At 43.0% G+C, this 26,195-nt stretch carries 26 protein-coding genes; 13 read left to right on the top strand and 13 right to left on the bottom strand.

Going from position 1 to position 26,195, the window contains the following annotated elements:
• Positions 1–5 precede the first annotated feature (5 nt).
• Together BUA59_RS05260 and BUA59_RS05255 are read right to left on the bottom strand one after the other, a co-directional pair.
• Entirely contained in the window at positions 6–656 is a 651-nt protein-coding gene (locus tag BUA59_RS05260) for a pyridoxamine 5'-phosphate oxidase family protein (protein WP_072838675.1), read from the bottom strand.
• 22 nt (positions 657–678) lie between these two features.
• Positions 679–1,128, bottom strand: coding sequence for a GNAT family N-acetyltransferase (locus BUA59_RS05255; protein WP_217653724.1), 450 nt, complete (start codon positions 1,126–1,128; stop codon positions 679–681).
• A gap of 118 nt (positions 1,129–1,246) precedes the next feature.
• Between BUA59_RS05255 and pdxR the strand changes: the two genes are divergently transcribed.
• The 8 genes from pdxR to BUA59_RS05215 all read left to right on the top strand — a co-directional run bounded on the left by pdxR (position 1,247) and on the right by BUA59_RS05215 (position 10,300).
• A complete protein-coding gene (gene pdxR, locus BUA59_RS05250; RefSeq protein ID WP_072838674.1) occupies positions 1,247–2,743 on the top strand; it encodes a MocR-like pyridoxine biosynthesis transcription factor PdxR in 1,497 nt (498 codons plus the stop codon).
• Between the two features lie 237 nt (positions 2,744–2,980).
• Positions 2,981–3,352, top strand: a complete 372-nt coding sequence (locus BUA59_RS05245) for a hypothetical protein (protein ID WP_139248838.1) — start codon at positions 2,981–2,983, stop codon at positions 3,350–3,352.
• Between the two features lie 158 nt (positions 3,353–3,510).
• On the top strand, positions 3,511–4,569 hold the full coding sequence (cyoA, locus tag BUA59_RS05240; RefSeq protein WP_072838672.1) for a ubiquinol oxidase subunit II: 1,059 nt from the start codon (positions 3,511–3,513) through the stop codon (positions 4,567–4,569).
• On the top strand, positions 4,569–6,548 hold the full coding sequence (gene cyoB / locus BUA59_RS05235; RefSeq protein ID WP_072838671.1) for a cytochrome o ubiquinol oxidase subunit I: 1,980 nt from the start codon (positions 4,569–4,571) through the stop codon (positions 6,546–6,548). Before cyoA ends, cyoB begins: the two co-directional genes overlap by 1 nt.
• 2 nt (positions 6,549–6,550) lie before the next feature.
• Positions 6,551–7,174, top strand: coding sequence for a cytochrome o ubiquinol oxidase subunit III (gene cyoC / locus BUA59_RS05230; RefSeq protein WP_024024357.1), 624 nt, complete (start codon positions 6,551–6,553; stop codon positions 7,172–7,174).
• Positions 7,174–7,494 (top strand): cytochrome o ubiquinol oxidase subunit IV, encoded by a 321-nt coding sequence (gene cyoD, locus BUA59_RS05225; RefSeq protein WP_072838670.1) that lies wholly within the window; start codon positions 7,174–7,176, stop codon positions 7,492–7,494. Before cyoC ends, cyoD begins: the two co-directional genes overlap by 1 nt.
• An 86-nt stretch (positions 7,495–7,580) precedes the next feature.
• Positions 7,581–8,471: a heme o synthase gene (gene cyoE / locus BUA59_RS05220; protein WP_072838669.1), complete on the top strand. Its 891-nt coding sequence runs from the start codon at positions 7,581–7,583 to the stop codon at positions 8,469–8,471.
• A gap of 167 nt (positions 8,472–8,638) precedes the next feature.
• Positions 8,639–10,300 carry a tannase/feruloyl esterase family alpha/beta hydrolase gene (locus BUA59_RS05215; RefSeq protein ID WP_072838668.1) on the top strand — a complete coding sequence of 554 codons (1,662 nt, stop codon included), beginning with the start codon at positions 8,639–8,641 and terminating at the stop codon, positions 10,298–10,300.
• Between the two features lie 11 nt (positions 10,301–10,311).
• Here the strand turns inward: BUA59_RS05215 and BUA59_RS05210 are convergent, their stop codons facing one another.
• Positions 10,312–11,061 carry an SDR family oxidoreductase gene (locus tag BUA59_RS05210; RefSeq protein ID WP_072838667.1) on the bottom strand — a complete coding sequence of 250 codons (750 nt, stop codon included), beginning with the start codon at positions 11,059–11,061 and terminating at the stop codon, positions 10,312–10,314.
• Positions 11,062–11,296: 235 nt separating this feature from the next.
• Here BUA59_RS05210 and BUA59_RS05205 point away from each other — a divergent pair, with 235 nt between their 5' ends.
• Complete coding sequence (locus BUA59_RS05205; RefSeq protein WP_072838666.1) at positions 11,297–11,905, top strand: gamma-glutamylcyclotransferase family protein; 609 nt, start codon at positions 11,297–11,299, stop codon at positions 11,903–11,905.
• Positions 11,895–12,956 carry a class I SAM-dependent methyltransferase gene (locus BUA59_RS05200; protein ID WP_072838665.1) on the top strand — a complete coding sequence of 354 codons (1,062 nt, stop codon included), beginning with the start codon at positions 11,895–11,897 and terminating at the stop codon, positions 12,954–12,956. The genes BUA59_RS05205 and BUA59_RS05200 overlap by 11 nt, the downstream gene beginning before the upstream one ends.
• Positions 12,957–13,043: 87 nt before the next feature.
• Here the strand turns inward: BUA59_RS05200 and BUA59_RS05195 are convergent, their stop codons facing one another.
• From BUA59_RS05195 to BUA59_RS05155, 9 genes are all read right to left on the bottom strand, one after another.
• Positions 13,044–13,955, bottom strand: a complete 912-nt coding sequence (locus tag BUA59_RS05195) for a LysR family transcriptional regulator (protein WP_072838664.1) — start codon at positions 13,953–13,955, stop codon at positions 13,044–13,046.
• Between the two features lie 141 nt (positions 13,956–14,096).
• A complete protein-coding gene (locus tag BUA59_RS05190) occupies positions 14,097–15,251 on the bottom strand; it encodes a M20 aminoacylase family protein (protein WP_072838663.1) in 1,155 nt (384 codons plus the stop codon).
• 3 nt (positions 15,252–15,254) lie between these two features.
• Positions 15,255–16,769, bottom strand: coding sequence for an aldehyde dehydrogenase family protein (locus tag BUA59_RS05185; protein WP_072838662.1), 1,515 nt, complete (start codon positions 16,767–16,769; stop codon positions 15,255–15,257).
• The gene (locus tag BUA59_RS05180) at positions 16,766–17,671 is read right to left on the bottom strand and encodes an NAD(P)-dependent oxidoreductase (RefSeq protein WP_342742469.1); all 906 of its coding nucleotides are present in this window, start codon (positions 17,669–17,671) and stop codon (positions 16,766–16,768) included. The genes BUA59_RS05185 and BUA59_RS05180 overlap by 4 nt, the downstream gene beginning before the upstream one ends.
• Before the next feature lie 117 nt (positions 17,672–17,788).
• On the bottom strand, positions 17,789–18,271 hold the full coding sequence (locus BUA59_RS05175) for a hypothetical protein (RefSeq protein ID WP_072838660.1): 483 nt from the start codon (positions 18,269–18,271) through the stop codon (positions 17,789–17,791).
• A gap of 1 nt (position 18,272) precedes the next feature.
• A complete protein-coding gene (locus BUA59_RS05170; protein ID WP_072838659.1) occupies positions 18,273–19,115 on the bottom strand; it encodes a DUF3100 domain-containing protein in 843 nt (280 codons plus the stop codon).
• Positions 19,116–19,634: 519 nt separating this feature from the next.
• Positions 19,635–20,684: an HAD family hydrolase gene (locus BUA59_RS05165; RefSeq protein ID WP_072838658.1), complete on the bottom strand. Its 1,050-nt coding sequence runs from the start codon at positions 20,682–20,684 to the stop codon at positions 19,635–19,637.
• A 100-nt stretch (positions 20,685–20,784) separates the two neighbouring features.
• Positions 20,785–21,402, bottom strand: a complete 618-nt coding sequence (locus tag BUA59_RS05160) for a LysE family translocator (RefSeq protein ID WP_072838657.1) — start codon at positions 21,400–21,402, stop codon at positions 20,785–20,787.
• Positions 21,403–21,513: 111 nt separating this feature from the next.
• Entirely contained in the window at positions 21,514–22,647 is a 1,134-nt protein-coding gene (locus BUA59_RS05155) for an acyltransferase family protein (RefSeq protein WP_084122189.1), read from the bottom strand.
• Between the two features lie 214 nt (positions 22,648–22,861).
• Here BUA59_RS05155 and BUA59_RS05150 point away from each other — a divergent pair, with 214 nt between their 5' ends.
• On the top strand, positions 22,862–23,320 hold the full coding sequence (locus BUA59_RS05150) for a YehS family protein (protein ID WP_072838656.1): 459 nt from the start codon (positions 22,862–22,864) through the stop codon (positions 23,318–23,320).
• Positions 23,321–23,550: 230 nt separating this feature from the next.
• Positions 23,551–24,606 (top strand): hypothetical protein, encoded by a 1,056-nt coding sequence (locus BUA59_RS05145; RefSeq protein WP_072838655.1) that lies wholly within the window; start codon positions 23,551–23,553, stop codon positions 24,604–24,606.
• Between the two features lie 67 nt (positions 24,607–24,673).
• On the opposite strand, the gene BUA59_RS05140 is transcribed toward BUA59_RS05145, so the two are convergent.
• Entirely contained in the window at positions 24,674–25,633 is a 960-nt protein-coding gene (locus tag BUA59_RS05140; RefSeq protein ID WP_072838654.1) for an AraC family transcriptional regulator, read from the bottom strand.
• Positions 25,634–25,859: 226 nt separating this feature from the next.
• Between BUA59_RS05140 and BUA59_RS05135 the strand changes: the two genes are divergently transcribed.
• A complete protein-coding gene (locus tag BUA59_RS05135) occupies positions 25,860–26,174 on the top strand; it encodes an antibiotic biosynthesis monooxygenase (protein WP_072838653.1) in 315 nt (104 codons plus the stop codon).
• Positions 26,175–26,195: the final 21 nt, after the last annotated feature.

The raw sequence follows: 26,195 nt of genomic DNA, 5'->3' as shown, positions 1-26,195 counted from the left end.
TCTAGTTAAGCTGCATTTGGCGCTGTTGGTTCTGGGTAATCTTGGTTTTGAATTGGGTCTTTTTGCAGTTTTCCCCAATGTTTTTCTAAAGGCATGACGCCAGCCCAAACAGGCCAGTAGTTGTCTTCTGGATCATCGATGGGTGGCTCTGCACGCATTTTCACTGAGGCTTCTTCGATTTTGATGCGCACCACGCCAGTGGCTTTGATTTCTTGCTCGTTTACTGGGCGTAGTGTTTCCCAGCGTCCAGGGCTGACTTTATCTAAGAAAAGTTTGAACTGGCGTACCTTTTCCTCTTTATCCTCAATGAGTTCTGGCACACCAAATAAGGTGACAGAACGATAATTCACAGAATGATGCATGGCTGAACGAGCCAACACTAAGCCATCTAATAAACTGACATTAATGCACACCTTTTCAGGTTCGTCGATGGGGCCTTTGACGTTGCGTGCCTTGGAATGGGCGTGCCAGTAGAAATAATCGCCTTCGCGCCAATGACTGGTTGGTGTCACAAAAACTTGGCCATCTTTGGTTTGCCCGACGTGACACATTAGCGCTGCATCAAGAATGTCTAGCGCTAGGTCTTTATCATAAGAGGCTCTGTTTGGCCCTCTTTTTACTTTGGTTAATGCCGTTTCTTCTAGTGACTGACTCATGATGTTTGTCCAGACGGTTAATTTATAGACTTAGCTCATAATAAAAATTTTGGCTTTTGATAAAACCTATTTTTTCATACAGGGCTTGAGCCGGTTGGTTGCTTGCTGCGGTAGATAGCCTTAAACCTAGTGCTCCAGTGTCATTTGCTAGCGCTTTGGCGTTTAGTATTAGCTGTTCAGCTATACCTTGCTTTCTATAGGTTTCTTCAACAAATAGATCATTCAACAGCCAGACTTTTTTCATCCTTGTTGAGGTAAAAAGTGGGTAGAGCTGGACAAAACCTACTACCGTTTTTTCTTGCTCGTCAGTTTCAGCGATAAAAATAATGGACTCTTGTTGCTCCATACGGGCTTTAATAAAATCAGTGGCCAGTACGATGTTATTTTCACATTGATAAAAGTGTCTATATTGCTCAAATATGGAGACGACAGAGGTTAAGTCTTCTAATCCTGCTTGGCGGATGTTGATCACGGTTGCATTCCTTTTCATTAATATTGTGAATTGCGATAGGTATCGTAATAAATTAAGGTTAAGAGAGTTTGGCTATAATAAAAATAGCCAGAATAGAGATAAAAAAGCAGGCCAGATTATGAAGCACGCCATAGCCAGTTTGCGTTTCTCTTTAGAGGACGGCGAACCCTATTACCAACAGTTGATGGAGCAAATTCAGCAAGGCATTGTGTCGGGTGAACTATCGGTTGGTGACAAACTACCCTCTTCGCGTTTTTTAGCTGGCTCGTTGGGTGTTTCTCGCAGTACCACGTCGAGGGCTTATGATCAGTTAATTGCGGAAGGCATTTTAACCAGCGAAGAAAAACGCGGTGTGTTTGTTGCGGCTTTGCCTATGGTGATCCATCGCTCGACGAAACAATCCAATTCTTCCCACTTACCCATCAGTAAAGCCCCATTGAAATGGGCATTTGATTCCGGTGCGGATGTGGCCGTTTTTCCTACTAAGGAATGGGCGGCAAGCATGCGACGTAGTTGGCTCAACCCAGATTTGATTGTGTTGGAAGGCGGATATGCAACGGGTTATCCAGATTTAAAAGAGGCGATCGTCGACTATTTGTATCGTGTTCGTGGTCTTGAATGTTCGGCAGAGCAAATTATTGTTACCGCTGGCAGTCGGGATTCGTTGCTTTTGTTACAACACGCGATGACATCACTGGGCGATTCTGAACATTCGCCAATGAAGTGGTGGCTAGAGGAATCTACCTATCCGCCAATTCGCGAAGTAATTCCATCTCATGTAAAAGCGGGTGCCCTTTTTATTGACGAAGATGGACCCTGTTTGCCAGAGAGCGAACATGTTTCCAATGTGGCGATTGTGACGCCTAACCGACAATACCCGCTTGGAGTGAGCATTAGTGCGGCACGACGACAGCAATGGCTGCAAGCGCTGCAGAGTGATTCACCTAGCTGGTGGTTGGTGGAGGACGATTACGACAACGAGTTTGTTTATCAAGGACGAAGCAATGTGCCTTTTATGCAAACGGCGAGTGTGTATGATCAAGCCCGAGACCGAGTTTTCTTTGTCGGGAGTTTTTCTAAGGTACTGTTTCGTGGTTTGCGGCTAGGCTTTATTGTCGCACCGACTAAGCATATTGCGACGCTATACAAAAGCCAGCGAGTATTGGGGTCGTCTGCGTCCTTGCCAATACAACCTGCGGTGGCTGATTTTATGCTTCAAGGTCATTTTGATCGCCATCTAAATCGAATGCGCCGACATTATCGGCTTAAACGAGATGTTCTATTAGCGCTATTAGAGAGTCATTTAGCGACTTGGTTTGAATGGAAGAAACCCCGTGGAGGTATGCATGTATTGATTGAGTTAAAGTCTAATTTTGTCCCTATCGTGCAAACTGAGATGGCTTTAGATCAGTTAATTAGCCAAGAGCTTGCCATTGACAGCGTGCAGCTTTCGCCGTTGTCTAGTCATTATATTGGCGAACAAAAAGAAAATAATCGTTGTCGATTTGGTTTTTTATTAGGTTTTAGTGGTCCAAAAGAGGAAGAAATGACGTATATAGTGAATATACTTCGGAATTGGTTACTTGCGCATTTGGTCGAAAATAAGACTTACTAATTGTAAGGAAATTGTCTTAGAAGAGTGCTAGTCTTGGTGCCTTTGGGCTAAGTCAGTAGGATTTTCTCAAGACAAGAATGTGAATTTTTATAAAAAGACCGTGAAGCAAACATGAACAAAGGCTAAACTACACTTTGTGCGGGTGTATAAATTTTGCTATATTTCGCACACTTAAATTCGTATGAAGCGAGTAAAAACGGCTTTTACACTTTTGTTTTTATGAATCGGATGGATAAATTGAACAAATTTCAAGACATTCTGCATCACTATGTGCATTCGGTATCCAGCGTCTTGGCGAACTCTTTACGCCTTGTTGTTGCCGTGTCTTGCTTGTTTTGCAGTTTTTTCGTACTGATTGCCGCGCCTTTCTCTGTTGATAGCCCAAACGTTATTAATATCGACCCTATTTTTAATGCGGGGCTAGTGTCTAGCCTCGTATTTATAACTCTATTATTGGTTAGTTATTGGCCCGTTATGGCTAATATCAACCCTGCTCGCCAGAAATTGGCCTTCTCTTTATTTCGTGTGTTTGCTCCCAACGAGCAACTGAGTCGTGCTGAGGCACGATGCATGATGAGATGTGGAGCTCCCTTTTTCAGATTTAGGTGATCCAAAAAAGCCATTGCTACGTTAATTATGTTAACTAGGTAGTGGTCTTTGTGCTGTTTTCAGTGTGGTGATCTTTACTGAAATACCCGGCATTTGCCGGATTTTCGTTCTGTTGCTTGATGTTCAAGTGGCAGTTTTGTGAACCTCGGGGTTAGAGGATGATTCTCTTGTTAACTCGTATCCTTAGTAAAGTCGCTTTGGCGCTAATGGTGGGCTTGCTCGCCGGTTGTCAGGGTGGTGTGCTCGATCCTAAAGGGCAAGTAGGTATTGAAGAGAAGCAACTAATTATTGTTGCGACTTTGTTGATGCTGCTTGTTGTGATTCCTGTCATCTTCATGACACTGTATTTCGCTTGGAAATATCGTGAAGGTCGTGACGAAATCTACGAACCAAAATGGTCGCACTCCACAAAAATTGAAACCATTGTTTGGGCTATTCCAATTGTCATCGTCATCATTCTTGGTGTGATTACATGGAAATCTACCCATGCACTAGATCCTTACAAGCCGTTGAAATCGGATAAAGATCACATCAACGTTCAGGTCGTTTCGATGAACTGGAAGTGGTTGTTCATCTATCCGGATCTTGGTATTGCCTCTGTGAACGAGCTGAGATTTCCAGCGAACGTTCCTGTTGCTTTCCAAATTTCTTCTGAAGGAACAATGAACTCGTTCTTCATTCCTCAATTGGGTAGCCAAATTTACTCAATGGCAGGCATGGTGACTAAGCTGCACTTGATTGCAAATGAGCCAGGTACATTTGATGGTATCTCTGCAAACTACAGTGGCGCTGGTTTTACTGGGATGAAATTCAAAGCAATCGCTACGGAAACTGAAGCTGATTTTGATGCTTGGGTAGAAGGTGTGAAAGCTGGGACTCATAATGTCATTAATAATGGCATATTGGATCAAACATCCTATGAAAAGCTTGCTGAACATGATTTAGACGAGCATCACATTGAACCGACACCTGTTCAATACTACAACTCAATTGCATCAAGTATTTTCATGGACAACGTTACGAAGTTCATGAAAGACCATGGTCAAGTTGAATTGCTCAAAGGTACTTCTTTTGAACCTAAAATGATTCACGGCGATGCAAGTCATGGCGAAATGAGTCACGGCGAGATGAATCACGGTGAAATGAATCATGATGAAATGAATCATGAGTCGTCTGAACACTCATCGGATGATATGCATACGGAGGCTGAAAAATAATGTCTGCACTCTTAGGCAAACTATCGTGGGACGCTCTTCCGTACGACCCGATTGTTATCGGCACATTGTGTGTCGTTGCGATCGCTGGTTGTGTACTTGCTTTCCTACTTATTAAGCACAAATTGCTTGGTGTACTCTGGAATGACTGGTTAACGTCTGTTGACCATAAAAAACTGGGTATCATGTATATCGTTCTAGCATTGGTAATGCTTATTCGTGGTTTCGCGGATGCCATTATGATGCGTTTGCAGCTCGCGCTTGCAACGAGCGGTGACCCTGGCTATTTACCTCCAAGCCACTATGACCAAATTTTTACGGCTCACGGTGTCATTATGATCATCTTTATGGCAATGCCATTTATGATAGGTCTGATGAACATTGTTGTGCCGCTACAGATTGGTGCTCGTGACGTGGCTTTTCCGTTCCTAAACAACTTAAGTTTTTGGCTAGCTGTTTCTGGTGCGGTATTGGTGAATATTTCCTTAGGCCTTGGCGAATTTGCTAAAACTGGTTGGGTGGCTTATCCACCTTTATCAGGGTTGGAATACAGTCCAGGTGTAGGGGTCGACTATTATATTTGGGCATTGCAGATATCAGGTATTGGTACGACATTAACCGCAGTTAACTTCTTGGCGACTGTGTTTAAAATGCGTACACCTGGTATGAAATTGATGGATATGCCGATCTTTACTTGGACCTGTACTTGGGCCAATATTTTGATCGCTGCATCCTTCCCAATTTTGACTGCTGTACTGGCAATGTTGACGCTTGACCGTTACCTAGATTTCCACTTCTTTACGAATGATGGCGGCGGTAACTCAATGATGTATATCAACTTGTTCTGGGCATGGGGTCACCCTGAGGTGTACATCCTTGTTCTTCCAGCATTTGGTATATTCTCTGAAATTGTGTCTACCTTTACTGGTAAGCGTTTGTTCGGCTACAAATCTATGGTTTGGGCGACAGCTTCGATTTCCATTCTTGGTTTCATCGTATGGCTTCACCATTTCTTTACCATGGGTTCAAGTGCGAACGTAAATGCCTTCTTTGGTGTGATGACAATGATCATCGCTGTACCGACTGGTGTGAAACTATTTAACTGGTTGTTCACTATGTACCGTGGTCGCCTTCGTGTGACTGTTCCGGTTCTTTGGACACTTGGTTTCATGGTGACTTTCACCGTAGGTGGTATGACAGGTGTACTTCTTGCTGTACCTGGTGCTAACTATGTATTGCATAACAGCTTGTTCTTGATTGCCCATTTCCATAACACCATCATTGGTGGTGCGGTATTTGGTTATCTAGCTGGTTTTGCTTTCTGGTTCCCTAAAGCGATGGGCTTCCATCTTAACGTTAAGCTTGGTAAAGCGGCTTTCTGGTGTTGGTTAGTTGGTTTCTTCCTAGCCTTCATGCCTCTTTATGTATTGGGCTTCTTGGGTATGACTCGCCGTCTAAACCATACAGATAATCCTGATTGGAACATCTGGTTGTACATCGCTCTTGTTGGTGCACTGGTTATCTTGGCGGGGATTATCTGTCAGTTCCTACAGCTATACGTAAGCTTCCGTGACCGTGCACAAAACTTGGACACTACTGGTGATCCATGGAATGGTCATACGCTTGAGTGGGCTACGGCTTCTCCGCCGCAGTACTACAACTTTGCAGAGCTACCAGTTGTATCTGATATCGATGCTTTCACGGATATGAAAGAAAAAGGTACGGCTTACGTTCGTAAAGAAAGCTATGCGCCTATCCATATGCCTAAGAATACTAAGGCGGGTATCATCATTGGTGCACTTATTACGGCATTCGGTTTTGCAATGATCTGGCATATTTGGTGGCTGGCAATCGTTGGTCTAGTAGGCTCTATCGTGACATTTATTGCCCGTGCCTACACCTCTGATGTTGATTACTATGTACAGCCTGATGAAATCGCTCAGATCGAAAATGAGCATCTAGATAACGTGGCTAAGGGGTAATCATGAGCACTACACATATGAATACGCACGACGCTCACGAAGCTGGTGCACATCACGACGAACACCATGATACAGGTGGAAACACTGTATTTGGGTTCTGGCTGTACCTAATGACAGACTGCTTGTTGTTTGCATCTGTCTTCGCTACCTACGCTGTGCTCTTTATGAACACAGCAGGTGGTGTCTCCGGTAAAGATATTTTTGATCTTGAGTTAATCCTTGCGGGCACGGCTGCGCTACTTGTTTCAAGTATCACATTCGGTTTTGCAATGATTTGTGCTCATAACAAAAACCGTTCTGGTACGTTAATGTGGTTGCTGGCGACCTTTATTTTTGGTGGCGTGTTTATAGCCCTAGAAATATATGAGTTTCAGCATCTGATCCATAACGGCAATGGCCCTCAAGCTAGCGCTTTCTTGTCAGCGTTTTTTAGTCTTGTTGGCTTGCATGGATTGCACGTTACAGCAGGTTTGATTTGGATGGTTATTTTAGCTGTTGAAATCATGATGACAGGGTTGACTGGTCGATCATTGACTCGTCTGGCTTGTCTAAGCTTGTTCTGGCACTTTTTGGATATAATCTGGATCTGTGTTTTCACCGTTGTTTATCTGATGGGGGCGATCTAATGAGCGATCATTCTTCTGAAGCGCATTCACACGGTAGCGTGAAGTCTTACTTGGTTGGTTTTATCTGGTCTGTTATTTTGACTGGTATTCCATTCTGGATGGTAATGACGGAAGCGTTCGATAAGGGTCCAACTTACATAACAATCGTATTGTTAGCCATTGTTCAGATTTTTGTTCATTTGAAGTATTTCCTTCATTTGGACTTCTCTGAACAAGGTAAGTTGGATACTTATTCATTCATATTCTCTGCCGTAATTATTGTGATGGTTGTCGCGTTGTCCGTATGGATTATCTTCGCTTCCAACGCAATGATGATGTAAACAGAGTAATTTGATGATTATGCGGACTTCTTTCATTATAAGTTTTTCCATTATAAGTAATGTGTGTCCGATGGGAGCCTATAAAGATGTTTAAGCGTTATCTTCAGGTAACAAAGCCTGGCATCATTATGGGCAACCTCATCTCTGTTGCGGGGGGCTTCTTTTTAGCCTCTCGTGGCGAGATTGATTGGATTCTTATGCTAGCGACAGTGGTTGGTTTGTCGTTGGTGGTTGCTTCTGGCTGTGCCATTAACAACTATATTGATAGAGATATTGATGCAAAAATGCAGCGTACGCGTAATCGCGTGACGGTGAATGGCGAGATGTCAGGTAAAGCGGCATTTTTCCATGGTGTTGTGTTAGGTGTTATTGGTTTTGCTTTGCTGTCGTTCTTCACGAATTGGGTTGCGGTTGCTTTTGCCGTATTCGGTTATGTGGTTTACGTCGGTTTATACACTATGTACTTTAAGCGTAAGTCCGTTTATGGGACTTTTGTTGGTAGTTTATCTGGTGCTGTTCCACCGGTTGTGGGGTATTGCGCCGCAGCAGGTCAGTTCGATGCTGGTGCCGCTATCTTGCTTACTATGTTTTGTATTTGGCAAATGCCACATTCTTATGCAATCGCTATTTTTCGCTATAAAGATTATGAAGCGGCAGGAATTCCTGTCTTGCCTGTGTCACAAGGTATCGCGAAAGCAAAACGTCATATAATTCTACATATTGCTGCCTTTGCAGTAGTCGCAGCGCTTTTACCGCTGACAGGCTATGTTGGGATTGGCTTTATGGTTGTTGCTCTGGCTACCAGTCTTTGGTGGCTTGCTATGGCGTTACGAGGCTACCGTCCAGGTATTGATGTGAATGGATGGGCACGACAAGTGTTCTTCTTCTCCATCATCACGGTAACGGCTCTTAGTGTGACCATGGCATTGGATTTTAATGAAGTATCACCAAATTTACTGGTGTTTGCTGCCCATTAATTCATGCTTTTCAAAACGGGCTTTTTAGCCCGTTTTTTATTTCCTTCCTGTTTCTCTTGATAACTTTCTATTTATCTCATTATTCGTTATTTTGAATGCTTGCGCGTAAAACCTCATGCAGGATAATTTCTTTGGTTTGACATTAAAAATCAAAAAGGACGATGTGAATGAAAACGCTTTTAACCTATTTTGTACCGGTTTTGACACTTGTCTTGTTAGGCAGTAGCACTGCTGCCTATGCAGTGAATTGCCAAACATTAGTTACAAAAGCGCCTCAAAATGTAGAAATTAAGACAACAATGATGGGACGAGACAAAGATGTTCGAAGTCCTTATTGCTTGGTTTCAGGTGTCATGTCACAACGTATGGGTGTTGACGATAAGTTTTATTCGATTCAATTTGAGCTACGGTTACCTAACTTTTGGCAAGGGCGTTTTGGATATCAGTTTAATGGTGGCAGCGATGGCGAAGTTAAGCCTGCGTTAGGTGCGATGACAGGGCTTCTTAGTTCTCAGTATGCGATCAACCAAGGCTTTGCCGTTGTTTCAAGTAACGGCGGTCACGATGCCCAAGCTAATCCAGAAGCCGGGCTTGCTGGTCCTACAGTATTTGGTCATGATCCAGAAGCACGTCGTGATTATGGCTATGGTGCTGTTCAAAAGTTAAACCCTGTTGCTCGTTCTTTAATTGAAAGCTATTACGCATCACCTATTAAGTATTCATATGGGCTTGGTCAGTCTAATGGCGGACGTATGGCTATGGTCGCCGCGTCGCGATTCCCTGATATGTTTGATGGCTTGTTGGTGGGCTATCCAGGCTTTAACTTACCTAGAGCTGCCTTACAGCATGCTTGGGATATTCAGGCGTTGCATCGAGTAAACGACGATATTAGCCAATCGTTAACACCACGAGATTTGAAAGTGTTCGCAAAACGTATCTTGGATCAATGCGATACCTTAGACGGTATTAGCGATGACATGATATTTGCTGCTGATACTTGCCAAAAAGTCTTTGACCCCAAAGCGCTAGTTTGTAAAAGTAATTTTGATCGCGACTGTTTACCGCTAAACAAAGTAGCCGCTTTGATGCGTATACATATGGGTCCACATGACTCAAAGAATCAAGCTTTATACACCGATTGGGCTTATGACACGGGAATTAGCTCTGATAACTGGCGCATGTGGAAAGTAGAAAGTACGATCTCAGATTGGAGTAATAAACCTATCAGTGTTGTGATGGGAGCTGCTTCATTAGCGCATATTTTCACGACGCCTTTTACGAATGTTGCGGGCAATATTTATGCGTTAGAGAATTATCTGCTTAAGTTTGATTTTGATAAAGACGCGCCTAAAATCTATGCGACTAATAATCAATTCAAAGAGTCTGCGATGACTACCATGACAACGCCAGATGCAGCCAAACCAAAATTGACTGAGTTTAAGCAACATGGTGGAAAGATGATCATCTTTCATGGCAATAGTGACCCAGTTTTTTCGGTAAAAGACACTATGCGTTGGTATGATTTTTTGGATTTCATGCTTGAAGGTCGAGCACCAGAGTTTGTACGTTTATATCGTATTCCCGGTATGCCTCATGGACAAGGTGGTCCATCAGCGGATCAATTTGATATGCTCCAACCTTTAATCTCATGGGTAGAAAGAAAGCAAACACCTAAGCACATTGTCGCTGCCACACGAGAAAAAAATCCAGAAATTACTGCTCGTATGGCTGGTATGACACGTCCTTTGTGTCCTTATCCATCTTACGCAAAGTACAATAAAGGCGACTTTCTTCAGGCGACCTCTTTTCAATGTGTCATCGCCAAATAATCTACTCTAGGTTAGCGACCGCCGCCTACATCAATAAAGCCACCTGTGGAATAGCTAGATTTGTCGCTGAGTAACCAGAGGATGGCTTCCGCGACTTCTTCTGGTTGTCCACCTCGCTGTAATGGTAAGTTGGGGCCGATGCGATCCACTCGCCCAGCTTCACCACCATCGGCGTGCATGTCGGTATATATCAACCCCGGTCTGACCACGTTAACTCGAATGCCATCTCCAGCGACTTCTAAGGCAAAGCCTTTGGAGAAAGAGTCGACCGCTCCTTTGCTCGCCGCATAATCTACATACTCATTTGGAGAGCCATAGACAGAGGCGAGAGAAGATACGTTCACGATAGCACCACCTTGACCGCCGCAGCTCACTGCCATGTCTTGAAAGGCTTCTTGGCAACATTGCATAGTGCCGAAAACATTGGTTTGAAAGATGCGTTGCCAGCGATCGGGCTGGGTATCAACAAAACGAGCTTGTTGATCTAACACACCGGCGCTATTAACCAATGCTTTAATTGGTCCCCAATTACGTCTAATCGTTGAGAACATTTCTGTGACTTGTTTAACATCGCTTACGTCTGCTTGTAGGCAATGAGCCAAGCCACCTGAAGCGATAATATCGGCAACGATTTTTTCAGCTGATGAGGCATCTTTTCGATAGTTAATAACTACTTGATAGCCTTGCTGAGCGGCAAGCTTCGCTGTTGCCGCGCCAATCCCTCTCCCGCCGCCAGTAATCAAAAGTATTGGTGATTCCACACTACTCTCCTTGTTGTTTTTTATAATTCTTAACAATAACGTGCTAGAACAAGCAAAACCAGTCGAAAAATCATCAAAAATTACGCATGAATAGTGTAATAAATGCCCTGATTTTGCGTTTTATCTATCCTCCTTTATCGATCAATGAAGACATAAGCTAGTACTGTCTAAAGCCACACGTTATCATGCAGGTTATCTGGGAATTTGATTTGGCACGTTTTGTTTGGAGGCCGCTATGAGCGCATTAGATCGACACTTTATTTTGGGCTATGGCAGCCTAATTAATGGTGAAAGCCGTGCGAAAACAGGCGAAACTGGCAAGGTTTGGCCAGTTAAATTACATGGATTTGAGCGTCATTGGTCGGTAATGTCGGTTGAGTATGGCATGAGTTCTGTTGCCGTGATCCATGCACCAGAGAAAACCTGTAATGGTGTATTGGTCGAAGTACCTTATGATCAATTTCCCTTATTTGATGAGCGAGAGAAAGGCTATCAAAGAGCCGTAATCGACGCCAAGCAATTAACAACGTATCAAGACCATCCTTTGCCGGAAGGCACTTATTGGGTTTATCACACGGATGATGTGATTGAACCTCACCATGAGTGTCCCATTGCACTAAGTTACCTAGATGTCATCTTGTCTGGTTGTTTAGAGCATGGTGATGATTTTGCGCAAGACTTTTTAACATTAACCAAAGGATGGACATCGCCTTTGCTCAATGACCGAAAAGCACCTCGTTATCCGCGAGTGCAACCAGAACTTCCTACTGAGCGTTTGAATACTTTATTAGCGCCTGTAACCACCTTATCTATTAAAGAGCTATCTGTAACTTATGAATCTTAACTTGACGAGCCAATTGTTGGTGCGCAACGAAGAAGAATTGGTCGGCAAAATTTTATTTGCTAACCCTGAAGACACCTATCCACTTGATTTAAGCAAAAAAACGGATGTGTATGCTTGGTGCCAATCTAAAACCTTTTATGATGCTTTGTTGCGAGTCGGCTTTGCGGATGAAAAACTGTTCTTGTCCGAGCAATGGGCGTTAGAGAATGGCAGTGACTTCGATCACATTGTTATCTATCAGCCTAAAGCCAAAGAGTTATTGGATTATTTGCTTGCGTCAGTTTTACCTCTTTTAAAAGATGGCGGACAAATATGGCTAGTGGGTGACAATAAAAGCGGCGTTAAGTCCTCGATGAAGCGTCTAGAAGCGGGATTAGACGAGGTAGGTAAGCATGATGGTGCCAAACACTGTTTGCTTTACGCAGGCTACAAGCGTCGTCCTGCGAAGCCATTTGTATTTGAAGATTGGATTGTAACTTGGAAGCAAGAGGTTGCAGGTCAAACATTAACACTGTGCAGTTTGCCGGGTGTCTTTGGGCATGGCAAATTAGATAAAGGCACCGACATCTTATTAAACCAGCTAAACCAGCATCGTTTTATGAGTGATGTTGCTAGCGCTCGATTACTCGACTTTGGTTGTGGTGACGGCATTATCGCTCTTTGGCTGCATAACAAAACTGGCGCGCGTATTACCGCTTTAGATGATAGTGTCTTGGCGTTAAAAGCAACGGAATTAACCTTCGCTGCGAATCAAGTCAGCGACGCGGTGACTTTAATTGCTTCCAATGGCTTAGATGAAGTTAAAGGCCGCTTTAACTATGTCGTTACCAACCCACCATTCCACAGTGGCGTGAATACCGACTACAGTATTGCTGAAAGCTTCTTTATGACCGTTAAACAACACCTTACATTGAACGGCGAGCTGTTTGTAGTTGCGAACGACTTCTTGCGTTATCCACCAATTTTAGACGCGGCGCTGGGTTCTCACACGCGTTTGTATCGAGACCGAGGCTTCGCGATATATCACGGTCGCCAACCGAAGAAGAAATAATGTTTTAAACTTTTGCACAACGAAAACGCCCATTTGTGAAAATGGGCGTTTTTTTATCTCGGTTTTGCTACTGCTTCCTCGCTATTTTCATGTATGAAAATCTCGAATCCAAGTTTGTAAGTGTTTTAAAAGTGCTAATGGCGCTTCTGTTAGCTGTCGTCCTAAGCGAGTTACGAGATGGACTTCTCCTGAGCATAAAATAGGGTCTGTGATAGGCAGGGAAATAACATGACCGTCATCTAGCTCCCTTCTGACCACAAACTCAGGCAAAATTGTAATGCCCATATTGGAGCGAACATACTCTTTTAAAAGGGAGAATGAGTTCACTGTAATAGATGGTGAGAGCCTGACTCTATGTCTAAACTCGGCCACCGCAATTAATTGCCTTACGCCAAACTCTACTTCCTGAAGAGCAATTGGATAAGGCAGCATTTCCTCAAGTTCAATCGGTCGTTTGAGATTCGCGAGCGGGTGGTTAGGTGGCACAATTGCACACAGTGGATGGGATGAAATTTCATGTGAGCGTAATTTTTGATTGTGTGGTGGATGGAATAATACGCCGATATGCGCTTCATCTTCTTGTACGCGTCGAATCAACTCATTTGATCCGGCGATATGCAGAGATAAGGAGATGTCAGGGTAGAGCGCCTGAAATTGAGGTAAGGCTTTTGACATGATATCGCCAATAAAGCCTTCTCCGATTGCCAATGAGATATGACCTGATTTTAAGCCTCGTAATGCCTGCAATTCGGATAAACAGACTTCTTCATTGGAAACGGATTCACGGTAATATTTCAACAAAAGCTTGCCAGCTTCTGTCGTACGCACTCCTTTTCGATGTCTCTCAATCAAAATACAAGCCAGCTCTTCTTCTAGCTGAGCAATCTGTCGGCTAATGGCAGAGGGCGCAACGTCAAGTTTATCGGCTGCCGCTCGGATGGTTCCTAAAGCAACGGCTTCATAAAAATAGGCTAAGCGCTTTTGATTGATTTCTTTCATAGTGCTCTTATTTTCCTTTTACTAAAGAAATATCCAATACAAATAGAGTAGACACTAAAGTAAAAAAGGCGGCGAGCATAGCTCGCCGCCAAGATGAATGTCATGGGAGATAACATCCACAATAACCATAAAAAATAGAGATTATCTGATGGGCAATTGTTGTTTGACCAGTTCAGACCAAAATTGGATTGCCACTTCAATAACCTTGTCATTAAAATCGTAATAAGGGTTATGTAAAGCGACGGATTCCCCCTCATCCACTCCTAGCCAGAAGTACGCACCAGGACAATGTTCAAGCATAAAAGCAAAATCTTCGGACGCCATGGAGGGTTGGATATTGAAGTGAGCGTGTTCTTCGCCACGAAGCTGCTGGGCTAAATCCGCAATGATGATGGCATGCTTGGCGTGGTTGGTCGTCACCGGATAACCGCGAGTAAAGGCTAATTCTGCGTGGATACCTGGCGCTAGATTGGCACTGGCCACGTACTGCGCAATCAGTTTTTCCACTTGCTCACGTACCTTTTTATTTAAGCAGCGAACCGTTCCTTGTAACTTGGCCGATTCTGGCAACACATTGATGGCCTCGCCACTATTAAACATGGTGATGCTGACCACGGCCGACTCTAAGGGAGAAACATGGCGCGAGACGATGGTTTGCAGGCGTAATACTAAATCGGCTGCCGCAACAATCGGATCAACACCCATATGCGGCATGGCCGCATGGGAGCCTTTGCCAGTGATGGTGATCTCAAATGTGTCGAGAGAGGCCATCATTGCCCCTTCGTTCACTGCAATGTCGCCTGCTGGTAACCCTGGCCAGTTGTGCAAGCCATAAATAGCATCCATAGGAAAACGATCAAATAAACCGTCGTCGATCATCTTCTGTGCACCACCTAAGTTCTCTTCAGCGGGCTGAAAAATAAAGTGTACCGTGCCATTAAAGGGTTTATGCTGCGCTAGATAACGGGCAGCACCAAGTAACATGGCGGTATGTCCATCGTGACCACAAGCATGCATACAGCCTTTATGTTGAGACTTATGCTCTAGGGTACCTAGCTCTTGAATCGGCAGTGCATCCATATCGGCGCGCAGACCTATAGTTGGGCCATTGCCGTTTTTTAGTGTACCGACTACCCCAGTAATACCAATACCAGTATGAACGTCTAAGCCAAACTCGGTTAGTAGATCGGCGACTTGTTGCGCAGTTTGATGCTCGGTAAAGCCAAGTTCTGGATTTTGGTGGAACGTCTTACGCCATTGTGTTGCGTCGGCAACCAGTTGTTTTATTTCTATCATTTATTACTCCAAATTTGCGCCATAACCAAAGTTGGCAGCGGGTGTGCGTGCAGTTTCAACCCACACACTTTTTACTTCACTGTATTCTCGTAGAGCTTCTAAACCAGAAGAACGGCCGTAGCCACTTTCGCCGTATCCGCCAAATGGCGAGGCGACGTTGATTGTTTTGTAGCTATTGATCCAGAAGGTGCCAGCTTTTACCTGATCGGCTACACGATGAGCGCGGCCAACATCTTTTGTCCATACGGCTCCTGCTAAGCCGAACCGACTGTCGTTTGCTATGGCAATGGCATCGTCTTCATCTTTAAATGGGATGGCCACAACCACAGGACCAAATATCTCTTCCTGAGCGCAGAACATGTGGTTTTTGCCTTTTAAAACTGTCGGATTAACATAATAGCCATTGCTCTGTGGCACGCTTGGTAAACCGTTTTGTATGATAGTAGCGCCTTCTTGTGCGGCGCTATCTAGCATGGTCGTTACATGCTTATATTGTTTGGCATTATGGATTGGACCAATCTGTGTCGCTTCATCTTGTGGGTTGCCAATAACAAAATGCTTAGCCGCTTGTGCGACGGCCTCACAGAAACGGTCGTAAATGCTTTCTTGTATCAATAAGCGCGATCCAGAAACGCAGCTTTGGCCTGCACCAGAAAAAATTGCTGCCTGAGCGCCTCGAACGGCAAGGTCTAAGTCCGCATCATCGAATACGATGTTGGCCGACTTTCCGCCCAACTCTAATACACAGGGAATGCCGCGTTCCGCAGCGGATACTGCAATACGCTTGCCGGTTGCCGGAGAGCCCACAAAGACGACTTTGCGTATATCCGCTTGTTTGATTGCGTTCTGTCCAGCGGTATGTCCATAGCCTGCAATGACGTTGATTAACCCTTTTGGAATACCTGCTTCGTGCGCTAATGCACCCAATAATAAGGATGAAATGGGCGTCAATTCAGAGGGCTTTAGAATCACCGCATTGCCTGCGGCAATTGCTGGTGCTAACTGCCAACCAGCAGTGAAAATAGGGGCGTTCCATGGCGTAATTTGTAGCACAGTCCCAAGTGGCTCGTATTTCACATAGTTAAGGTGCGAGGTAGGGACAGGGATGACTTCGCCGTGTAACTTATCGGCCCAGCCCGCGTAGTATTCGAACATCTCAGCGACTTTTAATACTTCGACTTTGGCATCACGAATGGGCTTATTAGAAGCGTAAGATTCGACGATGGCTAGGTCGTCCAGTAGGTCACGAACTTTCATGCCAATACGGTACATGATTTGCCCGCGAGCTTGAGCACTCATGCCCCACCAAACTTTACCAGCGTCTTTGGCGGCCTTGTTTGCTTTCATGATGATGTTTTCATCGGCATCAGAGTAACGGAATAATTCACTGTCGTCGTGAGCACGGCGAATGATAATGTCTTCACCTGAGCCTGGGATAAATTCACCATTAACGAAACTTGGTATGGTGTTGGCGTCTTTCCAGTAACGATGGATGATGGATTCAAATGCCGTTTTCATGCGTTGTCCTCTTTACCAAATAGCAGTGGATTAGTGCATTGTGCGATACAACAAAAATCATCACTGTCGGCGAGTTTGTGAATGCTGTCTTCCCATAGTTCTGCGCTTTTCATGGCCATTGGAAGCTCTACGTTAAGGCTTTGAGCGAGCGTTTTTGCTAATCCGACATCTTTGCGCATCAAGCCCATAGTGAAACCAGAATCGTAGGCTTTGGTCATCACCCAAGTTGGGAACATAGCTTGGCTGGCGGCGCTTCGACCGGAACCTGCATTGATAGCTTCGAGTACTTTTTCTGGGTCGACACCGGCCTTTTCCGCTAAGGTCAGGGCTTCTGCCGTAGTAATCAAATGGGCGGCAGCTAACATGTTGTTAGCGATTTTGGCGATATTACCCGCGCCAACGTCACCCACATGCACTCGCGTACTGCTCATAGCCTCAAGCACTGGTAAAACGTGTCGGTAGGCTTTCATATCGCCGCCGATCACCATGCTCATGGTGCCCGCCGCCGCGCCTGCTGGCCCACCGGAAACGGGAGCATCGAGAAAAGCTATGTCTCGCTTGACACACTCAGCGGCCACCATGCGACTTGTCTCTGGTACTGAGGTTGTGGTGTCTATGATGGTCGTTCCTGCAGTGACTAAATGGATTAGCCCGTTAGCACCTAGACACACGGCTTCTACATGTTCGGCTTTGGGTAAAGATAGAATAATAATGTCGCACTGCTCGGTGAGAATAGAGAGCTGACTTGCTGGTATTACCCCTTGTTCAACGGCTTGTTTGCACGCCGTTTCTGATAAATCGAAACCGATTACGGTAAAGGATTTTTTGACTAAGGTGGCCGCCATATTGCGGCCCATATTCCCCAGCCCAATAACGCCAATAGTGTGTGTCATAAATTGGATGCCTTTATATAAATGCCCGCTTCATAATGGCATTTTGGGAAAAATTGAAAATGTACCAGTCGCTTGTATTGTGTTGCGTTTAAAGCAACACAAGTTAGCAACGCCATGTACAGATGGTTAAAGCAGGGCGTTTGCTACCAATGCTGAGCCGACGTATGTGCCAGTGAAAACAAGAATGGAAATGGCCGCAATTTTGAAACCAGAGCGCTTAAACAAATCCACTTCCATTTTTGTTATTGCCATGGCCGCATAGGCTAAAACAGGGGTCACGATAGAAAGGAAGTTTAAGTTTTTGAGCTCGGCAAGAATGGGGGCTGAAACGGGCGATATTGGAAGGGTCAACAGTACGCTTATTAAGGATACCCATGCCACAGCAGGAAAACCAATGCGAACATATTTTGTTAGCAAGAGTCCGACCAATATCATTCCATAGATAATCAACATGGCAGGTAGGGCTTTGATTGGGTTGATACCTGTGCCTGCCCAGTTACTTGCCAAACTGACGATGGAAACCACCGCTAATACGACAAGACTTTCTTTAAAGCTTAGATACACTTCTTCTACTTTTGCTTCTATGGTGTTTTCAATATTAGTATTCATCTTAGTTTGCTCCTTTAGTCATGGCGCTGGTGGCTTTTTTTTCGCCTGATAGTTTTTTGTAGAACCATTCAGAAAAAGGCAATGCGATAAATATGGCAACGTAAAGTCCGGTTGCATTTGTTAGTAGATTACTCGCGCCAGCAAAAGCAAGGATTTCATTTTTCATAGAAGGGAAAGCAGTAGCTAATGTACCGGAACATGCAGCGGTCATACTGCCACTACCGACTCCGCAAGCCATGGCAAGGGCTCTTGGATCAAACCATCCAGTTGTTGCAAGAAATCCTGCTAGCATGGCAAAGTAAATAGTGCCGAACATAGTGCCCATCACATAAACGCCCATGACACCAATGCCTTCATGACTCTTTAAGCCGTAACGATCTGAAACCAGTGCAATGTTTGGTTCTCGAGCAATCGAGTACGTCGCCCCAATCGCTTCTCGACCCATTTTGAAAACCAGAACGGCAATTGGCATTGCAATTAGCATGGTGCCTAAATTCCCTAATTCTTGAAGTACCATTGCGCTTCCTGACTCCGCTATTTTAGGTAGAGCGGGACCAATAAGTGTTCCAAATTTAGCGATAAATGGCAGAATGCCTATGACAATAATAGGTGCTGCAATTGATGCATTTTTCTTATTAATGATCTTGCCAGAAAACTTTGTGATGTTTGGATTCACAAAAAGGCAAAGAATAAAAGCATAGAACAAAGGTAAAAAAAGCAACTTCGCATTGGCGACCGGAATGCTTTGAATTCCTATCAATTCGGACAGCGCAGATACAACAATAACGATCAAATGCAATCGCCAATTCAATAGTAAACCTATTGCTGTGGATTGAGTTTTCATTGCAAGGCTCCAGTATTTTTTTAGTAGTTGACGTATTGATAAAACGCTTTTATTCGTTGCTTTTTAATATCAACACTGTTGCTTTAAACGCAACGTAATTAAATGAGTAGCTATGTTTGTTATTAAGAATAAGTAAATATATGGGTTTCACGTTGGTTTTTTATGCACTTTTGTGGGACTTACTTGCACTCTTAAAGGTCGTAACTCGGTAAAGTTCTATGGAATAAAATACTCGGAAGATCATAGCCATACTGATTTTTCGCACTAATGTAGAGCCGTTTTAAATTACATGAATTTACGATAGAAAAAAGAAGGCGACTTTTAAGTGTAAGTTATATGCAAAAAAATGCTATATGATTATTTTTTTAGAATCAAAAAGTCTATGTAGAAAGGATTAAAAGAAACAGTATTAGAGTTCATAAAGACAAAGAGTTTATATTAATGGTGTTTTTAAGCGACGATGTATTGGGATGTAGGGCGGCCTCACACAACATAAGAAACCGCCCTTTGATATATTGATTAATGCAATTGATCCGGTGTCACAACGAGCCAATTTTTATCAGCCGTGACGGGTTGTCCCAATTTAGATTGCTGCTTAGCGGCATCGTCCCACCAAGCTTCCATTTGTTTCATGTATTTCTCTTTGCGGTTTACCCAAATGCGCATGCCGCCTTTGTCGGTGTCTGTGCCATTAAATAGCATGTAGCCATCGGAAAGTGGTGAGTCACCGGCTACAAGCACTGGTTTCTTCCATTGGTCAATCCAGCCAAGGATCGAGCCTAGTTTGCCTTCGTACCATGTCATCGGGTTCATCAAGAAAGCTGTCATTTGAAGGTCGAGATTTTTCTCTTGATTGTATGTTCCTTGTTTGATTTGCAGTCTAGATGTTGTCAAATCGCCTGTGTTTTTGTCTTTTAGCAGCATGTTTACGCCAATAACGTTTTCAGGTTTGACGTTGTAACCGTATTTGGGATCACTGGCGATCATGCGAACAATCTCTTCGCTCGCAGCTGTCATTACATAGACTTCAATGCCATTTTCTTGCAGACGATTATAAAGTTCTGTCATGCCAGCAAAAACCTTAGGTGTTTTCACGCTGCTTTCAACAACCTTGTTGCCATCGTAATAGGTGATAGGAACAGGCTTGTTATACGCCATCACTTCATCAACATAACCTTTCAGTTCTTTTAAAGTGAATCCTGCGAAGATCTGCGCTACCCATGGGTAACAAACTAAATTGTCGATTTCACAAAGACGGTAGTAATAGCTGTTTAGGCTTTCTTTATAATCCGCAGTGTCTTTAAAGGGGATGATTTTTAGGGATGGGTCCATTGTGTCGCGGGTTAATAAGCCTTTCATTTCCAGATAAGGCAAAAGTGATTCCTCGATATCGTACTGATAACTGGTGTTATCCATATCAAAGACAGCATAAGCGCCCGTATTTGCATTTTTTTCAATCATGTTATCTAACTCAGAGGCGACGTCTTTAGGCCAGTGAGTCAGTTCCGTAGCCTGCAGTGAAGCACTGCAAATAATGAGAGAAGTACAGAGAAGGGATGATAGTTTCATTTGGGCTCCTTATTTTATGACACCTAAGGGTAACCTTTATAGGCAATGGTAACTAACATCAAAACCGACAGCTTCTTGCTTAAGATATGTCTGTAAGATATTAACGGTCAGTAAATGCGAGCTTCATACCCAATAAAGCAAAACTTGCTGCAAAGGTTCGTTGCATATATTTTGCAACTTTAGAAGAGCCAATTAAGTATCGACGCGCTTTGCTTGCGAGTGTTCCATATAGAATAAAAACAATGAGCGTCATTGCCATAAAAATACCGCCAAGTAAAAGCATTTTACTGGTCGCTGAAGTTACATTTGAGTTAATAAATTGTGGTAAAAATGCTAAGAAAAAGATAGTCAGCTTTGGGTTTAAAACATTGATCAGGCAGCCTTTCAGAGCTACTTGAAATAAGTTGATGTTTTGCTCTTCTTTTTTCTCTAATGCTAATCCACCAGTTTCACGCCACATACACCAAGCCAGATAAAGCAAATAGGCAACACCGATAAATTTTACAACTTGAAAAGCCATTGCGCTGGTATTCAGAATAACAGCTAAGCCAAAAATACTGGCTAGCATTGAAGGCACTATTCCCAAAGTACAACCTAGCGCTGCAGAAAATGAAGCACGAGCTCCTTGAAACAGTCCTGTTGAAATCGTGTAAATCACTCCAGTGCCAGGAATGAGCACTAAAATTAATGAGGTAATTAAAAACTCTATGCTAATCATAATCCACGTCCTTCAATGCTTTTCGATAAAACCAGTTCTGTGACTTTAAGAGATTACAATAAAAGTATAACAACAAATATTATTATGTTTCAGGGGAGATGTATTTGATCATTATGCTCCAATCAGTAATCGGCTTTTCGAACCAAATAGATGCTTCAATTTCCCTATTAACCACACCGACCCATAGAACTGAAAGACGAACAAAAATACCGATGAAATAAGACTGTAGAGCACGGTATTGTTGGGTTCTATATAGCCTGCGTTAAGTAAAAAATATTTCGTATTTCCCCATATCATGCCCAATAATGGATGCAAAAAGAAAATTGCGAAGCTAATGGAGGCAAGCATGATTAAGTGTTTTCCAAGCGCTGACCAAACCCAATGCGAGCAAAAGCCAACCAGTAAAATACATAACCCCATTTTTTGAATAAACTGTAAATCGATACCACCCCATTCAAATGCCGTTTTGTGGAATCCCCCTGCATGAAATAAAACACCAGATTGCAGCCAGACTGTTGCGATCATCGTGATAACCGCAGCGACCAAAAAGTAGCTATAGTACTGCTTCATCCAATCTAAATATTGTGAGTACAGCATGCCCAATAAATAGAAGGGAGTGAAATACACCAATGACTGCAATACATTTACGTTATCTGCTGGGCGATGGATAACCACTGCAATAATAGTAAACGCTGCTAAAATAGAAAGCTGGGCAAATAATGGCAGTTTCAAATAGCGGAAATGCAGCCCTGAACATAAAAAAGTCGCCATAATGAAAGGAATGTACCAATGTGGGAACAATACGAATCCCTTTTGTAATACTTCCCAGCATAGGGCGAAGGCTTCTGGAACACTTGTCTGATCGACCAAGATAAAACCGAAGAAGTTTACGACAATAGCGAAAGCAGAGACTGCCAAAAACGGTACTAACACGTTCATCACTTTCTTCGACATAAAGCGGCGATAGTCAAAGCGTTGGGCAAAGATGTGATGAAAGAAAAAGCCAGAAATAAATACAAAAACGCCTGTGCCACCACGAACGATGTTCTCTAACCAAACTGGGAAACCGTCATTGGTATTTGTTACAGAATGTCCTAACACAATCAATGCAATGGCCAATCCGCGTAGATAATCAAATTCTATAACCCGAACGACCTTCTTGGCTTTTGTTGGACTTGATTTATCGACTGAAGGTTTTTGGGAGGCCTCGATATCCATCAGTGTGGGTTTTTGCGTAATGTTCACTGGCTTACATCCATGAAAGTAAGAGATACAAGCTATTAAGTCGCCAGTTTTGTTTCTAATCAATATAGTTTGCAGACAGAATCTAGAATTTTACGATAATCATGCATTTTCGACGATATTCTTACGGATTTAGCGACAGATATAGGTAAATGCTTGCCAATCTGCTAGAGTCGCGCCTACTATTATTTATGCCCCCTAACACTAGGAAATCATTTTGAACAACAACGATATTTTACGCCGCCTTCGCTATACCTTTGACCTAAAAGAACTAGAGATAGTTGATATCTTTGCTGCAGCAGATGGCATTGCATCGCAAGAGCAAGTTACTAGCTGGCTAAAGAAAGAAGACGATGCAGGTTATGTCGAAATGATTGATGTAGAGATGGCAACATTTCTAAATGGTTTTATTAACACCAAGCGTGGTAAACGCGAAGGTCCGCAATCTGAACCTGAAAAGCGCCTAACCAATAACGCTATCTTCATGAAGTTGCGTATTGCGTTAAACCTGCAAGCGGAAGAAATCCTCGATATCATGTCGCTAGCAGAATTCAATCTAAGCAAGCATGAACTTAGCTCGTTCTTCCGTAAGCCAGACAATCGCCACTACTGCGAATGCAAAGACCAAATTTTGCGTAATTTCTTGATGGGACTGCAGAAGCAGTTTCGAGTTTAATTTAATATAGATACTTATCTATAACACTCCCGCCATAAAATAAAACTGCTCTCAAATCTGTTAGCAGTTTTTCTTAAAAATTAGCCTCTTTTAATTCTATTGCTCTTTTATTTGTTTTTTTTTGCACTTTATGTACAAAGTTTGCACTATTTGGCTATTTCATTACGCTGCTCTTTGCGATATTGGCTTCCCATAATAAATATAAATGAAAAATACAGGGCGGTATCAATATGCTAATGAAAAATAAAGTCGCGCAAGCTGTTATCGTTGCCAGCCTTTCCTCCCAAGGGTTTGCTCTGGAATTAGGTGATTTTAATGGCACTCAATTTAGCGTAGGCGGTTATCTTAAGGCCGAAGGTGTGTTTAATAACCCTGACGAAAGCAATAGTACTTTTGAAGGAAGCGCAAGCCAGTCTCGTTTGAATTTCACCGCTAGTCGTAAAGAGGGTGATCATAACCTGAAGGGGTTTATTGAAGGGGACTTTAGAGGTGCATCTTCAGTGTTTCGTTTACGCCACGCTACGATTACGGTTGATAACTTAACTATTGGTCAAACATGGACTGGACAATTCTTCGCTAATGCGCCGTTTGATACAGAAATGATTAATTTCTATGGAACTGGAATTGGTACTGTTTCGGGGAATGGCTCGGTTGTGAGACCTGATCTTGTTGTACATTATGCAAAAGACGGTATGCGTCTAACCTTACAAGATCCACTTTACAATGAAGCTCATTATCCTGATATGGTGGCAGCTTATACTCATCGTACATCAGGCGGTCATGCCTTAAACGTTGCAGTTACAGGCCGTGATGTTAGCTTGAATAATGGTGATTCTGAGTTTGGGGCAGCACTGTCATTGGCCGCAAAATTGAATTTTGGCGATACTAGTGTAACGCTGAGTGGTTTTTCTGGTGAAGGTGCTGCAATATATGCAGGCTGGGGTTATAACGGTGCTGCAGGAACTGCTGCTACATCAGAATTAGACGGCAATGGCGATTTAGTGACTGTCAGTGGCTTTTCAGCGGGCATTGGTCATAAGATAAGCGACAAACTTCGAGTTAACCTACGTTACGGCCAAGTAACTTCTGATGAAGTGAACTCAACTCTGGCCGATGACACTCTTAAAACAACAACAGCAAACATGATTTACACTTACCTTCCTGGACTTGAGCTTGGTGTAGAGCTACGTGATCAAAACGCAGCCTCCAATAGTGCTCCGAGCGGCAACATAGCAACTCGTCCAGCAGGTCAGCAAGTAGAAGTCATGGCTATGTATAAGTTTTAATAAAGAGCACTGACAAGAACAGACTGGGCTTTACCCTTTTGCCCAGTTTGTTTTTTTTAACTCTTAATCAATACGAAAAATCACGTAATGTTTGTGAAGGTAACTCCCCAATTTGCTCACGGTATTGAGCCGAAAATCTTCCTAAATTAGTAAAACCATACTTTAGTGCAACTTGTGTCACATTTTTAATACGCTCATTGTTTTTCAATTCAGAATGTATACTTTCTAATTTGAGACGACGAATGTAAGCAGAAGGTGTGAGTCCTGTCTCTCGTTCAAAAAGATTGTAGAGTGACTTACGACTGATTTGGCACAAATGGGCTAATTCATCGATTGCTATGTCAGTTGTAATATTATCCAACACATAATTGCGAATACGTTCGATATGGCGATGTAACGATTTGTTAGGAAGGGTGCTTGGGCCAACATTGCTATCAAACATATTTAAAATTCCACTGTTTAATAGTCTGCAATAATAAATCAATGCTCGTTCATAGAGCTCATCTTTATCTTGCTGCAATATGTCGTTTAGCAGATTAAACAAAGGCCCTGTCAGCGGGAATTGGCTTACTTTTGAATCGAACTGAATTGGATCTAAAGAAGATAAATAACCAAACTCTCGTGCTGTTTGATTTAAAAAATCAGTAGGAATTTTAACAATAAGCTTTCTACAGTCAGCTGAATCATTTGCCTCAAAACGGGTTTTTGGCATTATGAAAATAGAATCCCCTGCCTTAAGAATGCGCTTCCCATTTTGATGCTGCTCGACGCTATGACCTGCTAAAATCACGTGTAGAAAATAAGCGTTTTCTACATTGGAAGAACTAACGTGTGTAGCAAGGCCTACTGCATACTCTAAAATAGAAAGCGGTCCGAATTCTTTAAATCTCAAGGTAGTAAGCCTTTCTTGAGGCATACTTTGAATAAAATGATGCTCACCAAAACCCTTATCCAATAAAATACTAGCAAGAGTTTGTGCTGAAGCGTCTGCAACCTGAAGGTCGCAGGCAGAAAAATCAAACTTCATATTTACACACCAATGCATTAATTATTTTTATAAGTCAGCAATCTAGGTAAAACTTTGAATTCGTTTTACAGCGTCTATGAAGTGTAATACTTGGTGCTTTGAGTTAGTCATCCAATTTTGAGGTTAGCACATCAATTATTGATATAGTAAACAATATTAATATAAACAATGTTATGCGCCCTGATGAATCAGGCAGTAGATAGGTCATAGAAGAGGAGTAGTTAACGTGATCGCAAGAGAGTGGAAAGCCCGTTGCCCAATGGCTAAAAAAGAAGGTTTCATTGCTTACTTATATGAAACAGGTGTGAAAGACACATCTGCTACCGAAGGTTTTAAAGGGGCTCAAATTTTTGGTCGAGAAGTGGACGAGTTAACGTTCGAGGTAACTCTGATTACTTATTGGCCGACTCGTGAGTCTATTATTGCTTTCGCCGGTCAGGATATTGAAGTTGCCAAACTTTACCCAGAAGATGATGAATATGAGCTAGATCCAGATACCTTTGTTCGTCATTACGATGTGATAGAAAATCATTGGGTTTAACTCTGATCATAATGCCCACCA

The organism is Marinomonas polaris DSM 16579 (genome assembly GCF_900129155.1).
Lineage (GTDB): Bacteria > Pseudomonadota > Gammaproteobacteria > Pseudomonadales > Marinomonadaceae > Marinomonas > Marinomonas polaris.
Note: the sequence above shows the minus strand (reverse complement) of the source record. Positions and strands in the feature narration are given on the sequence as shown.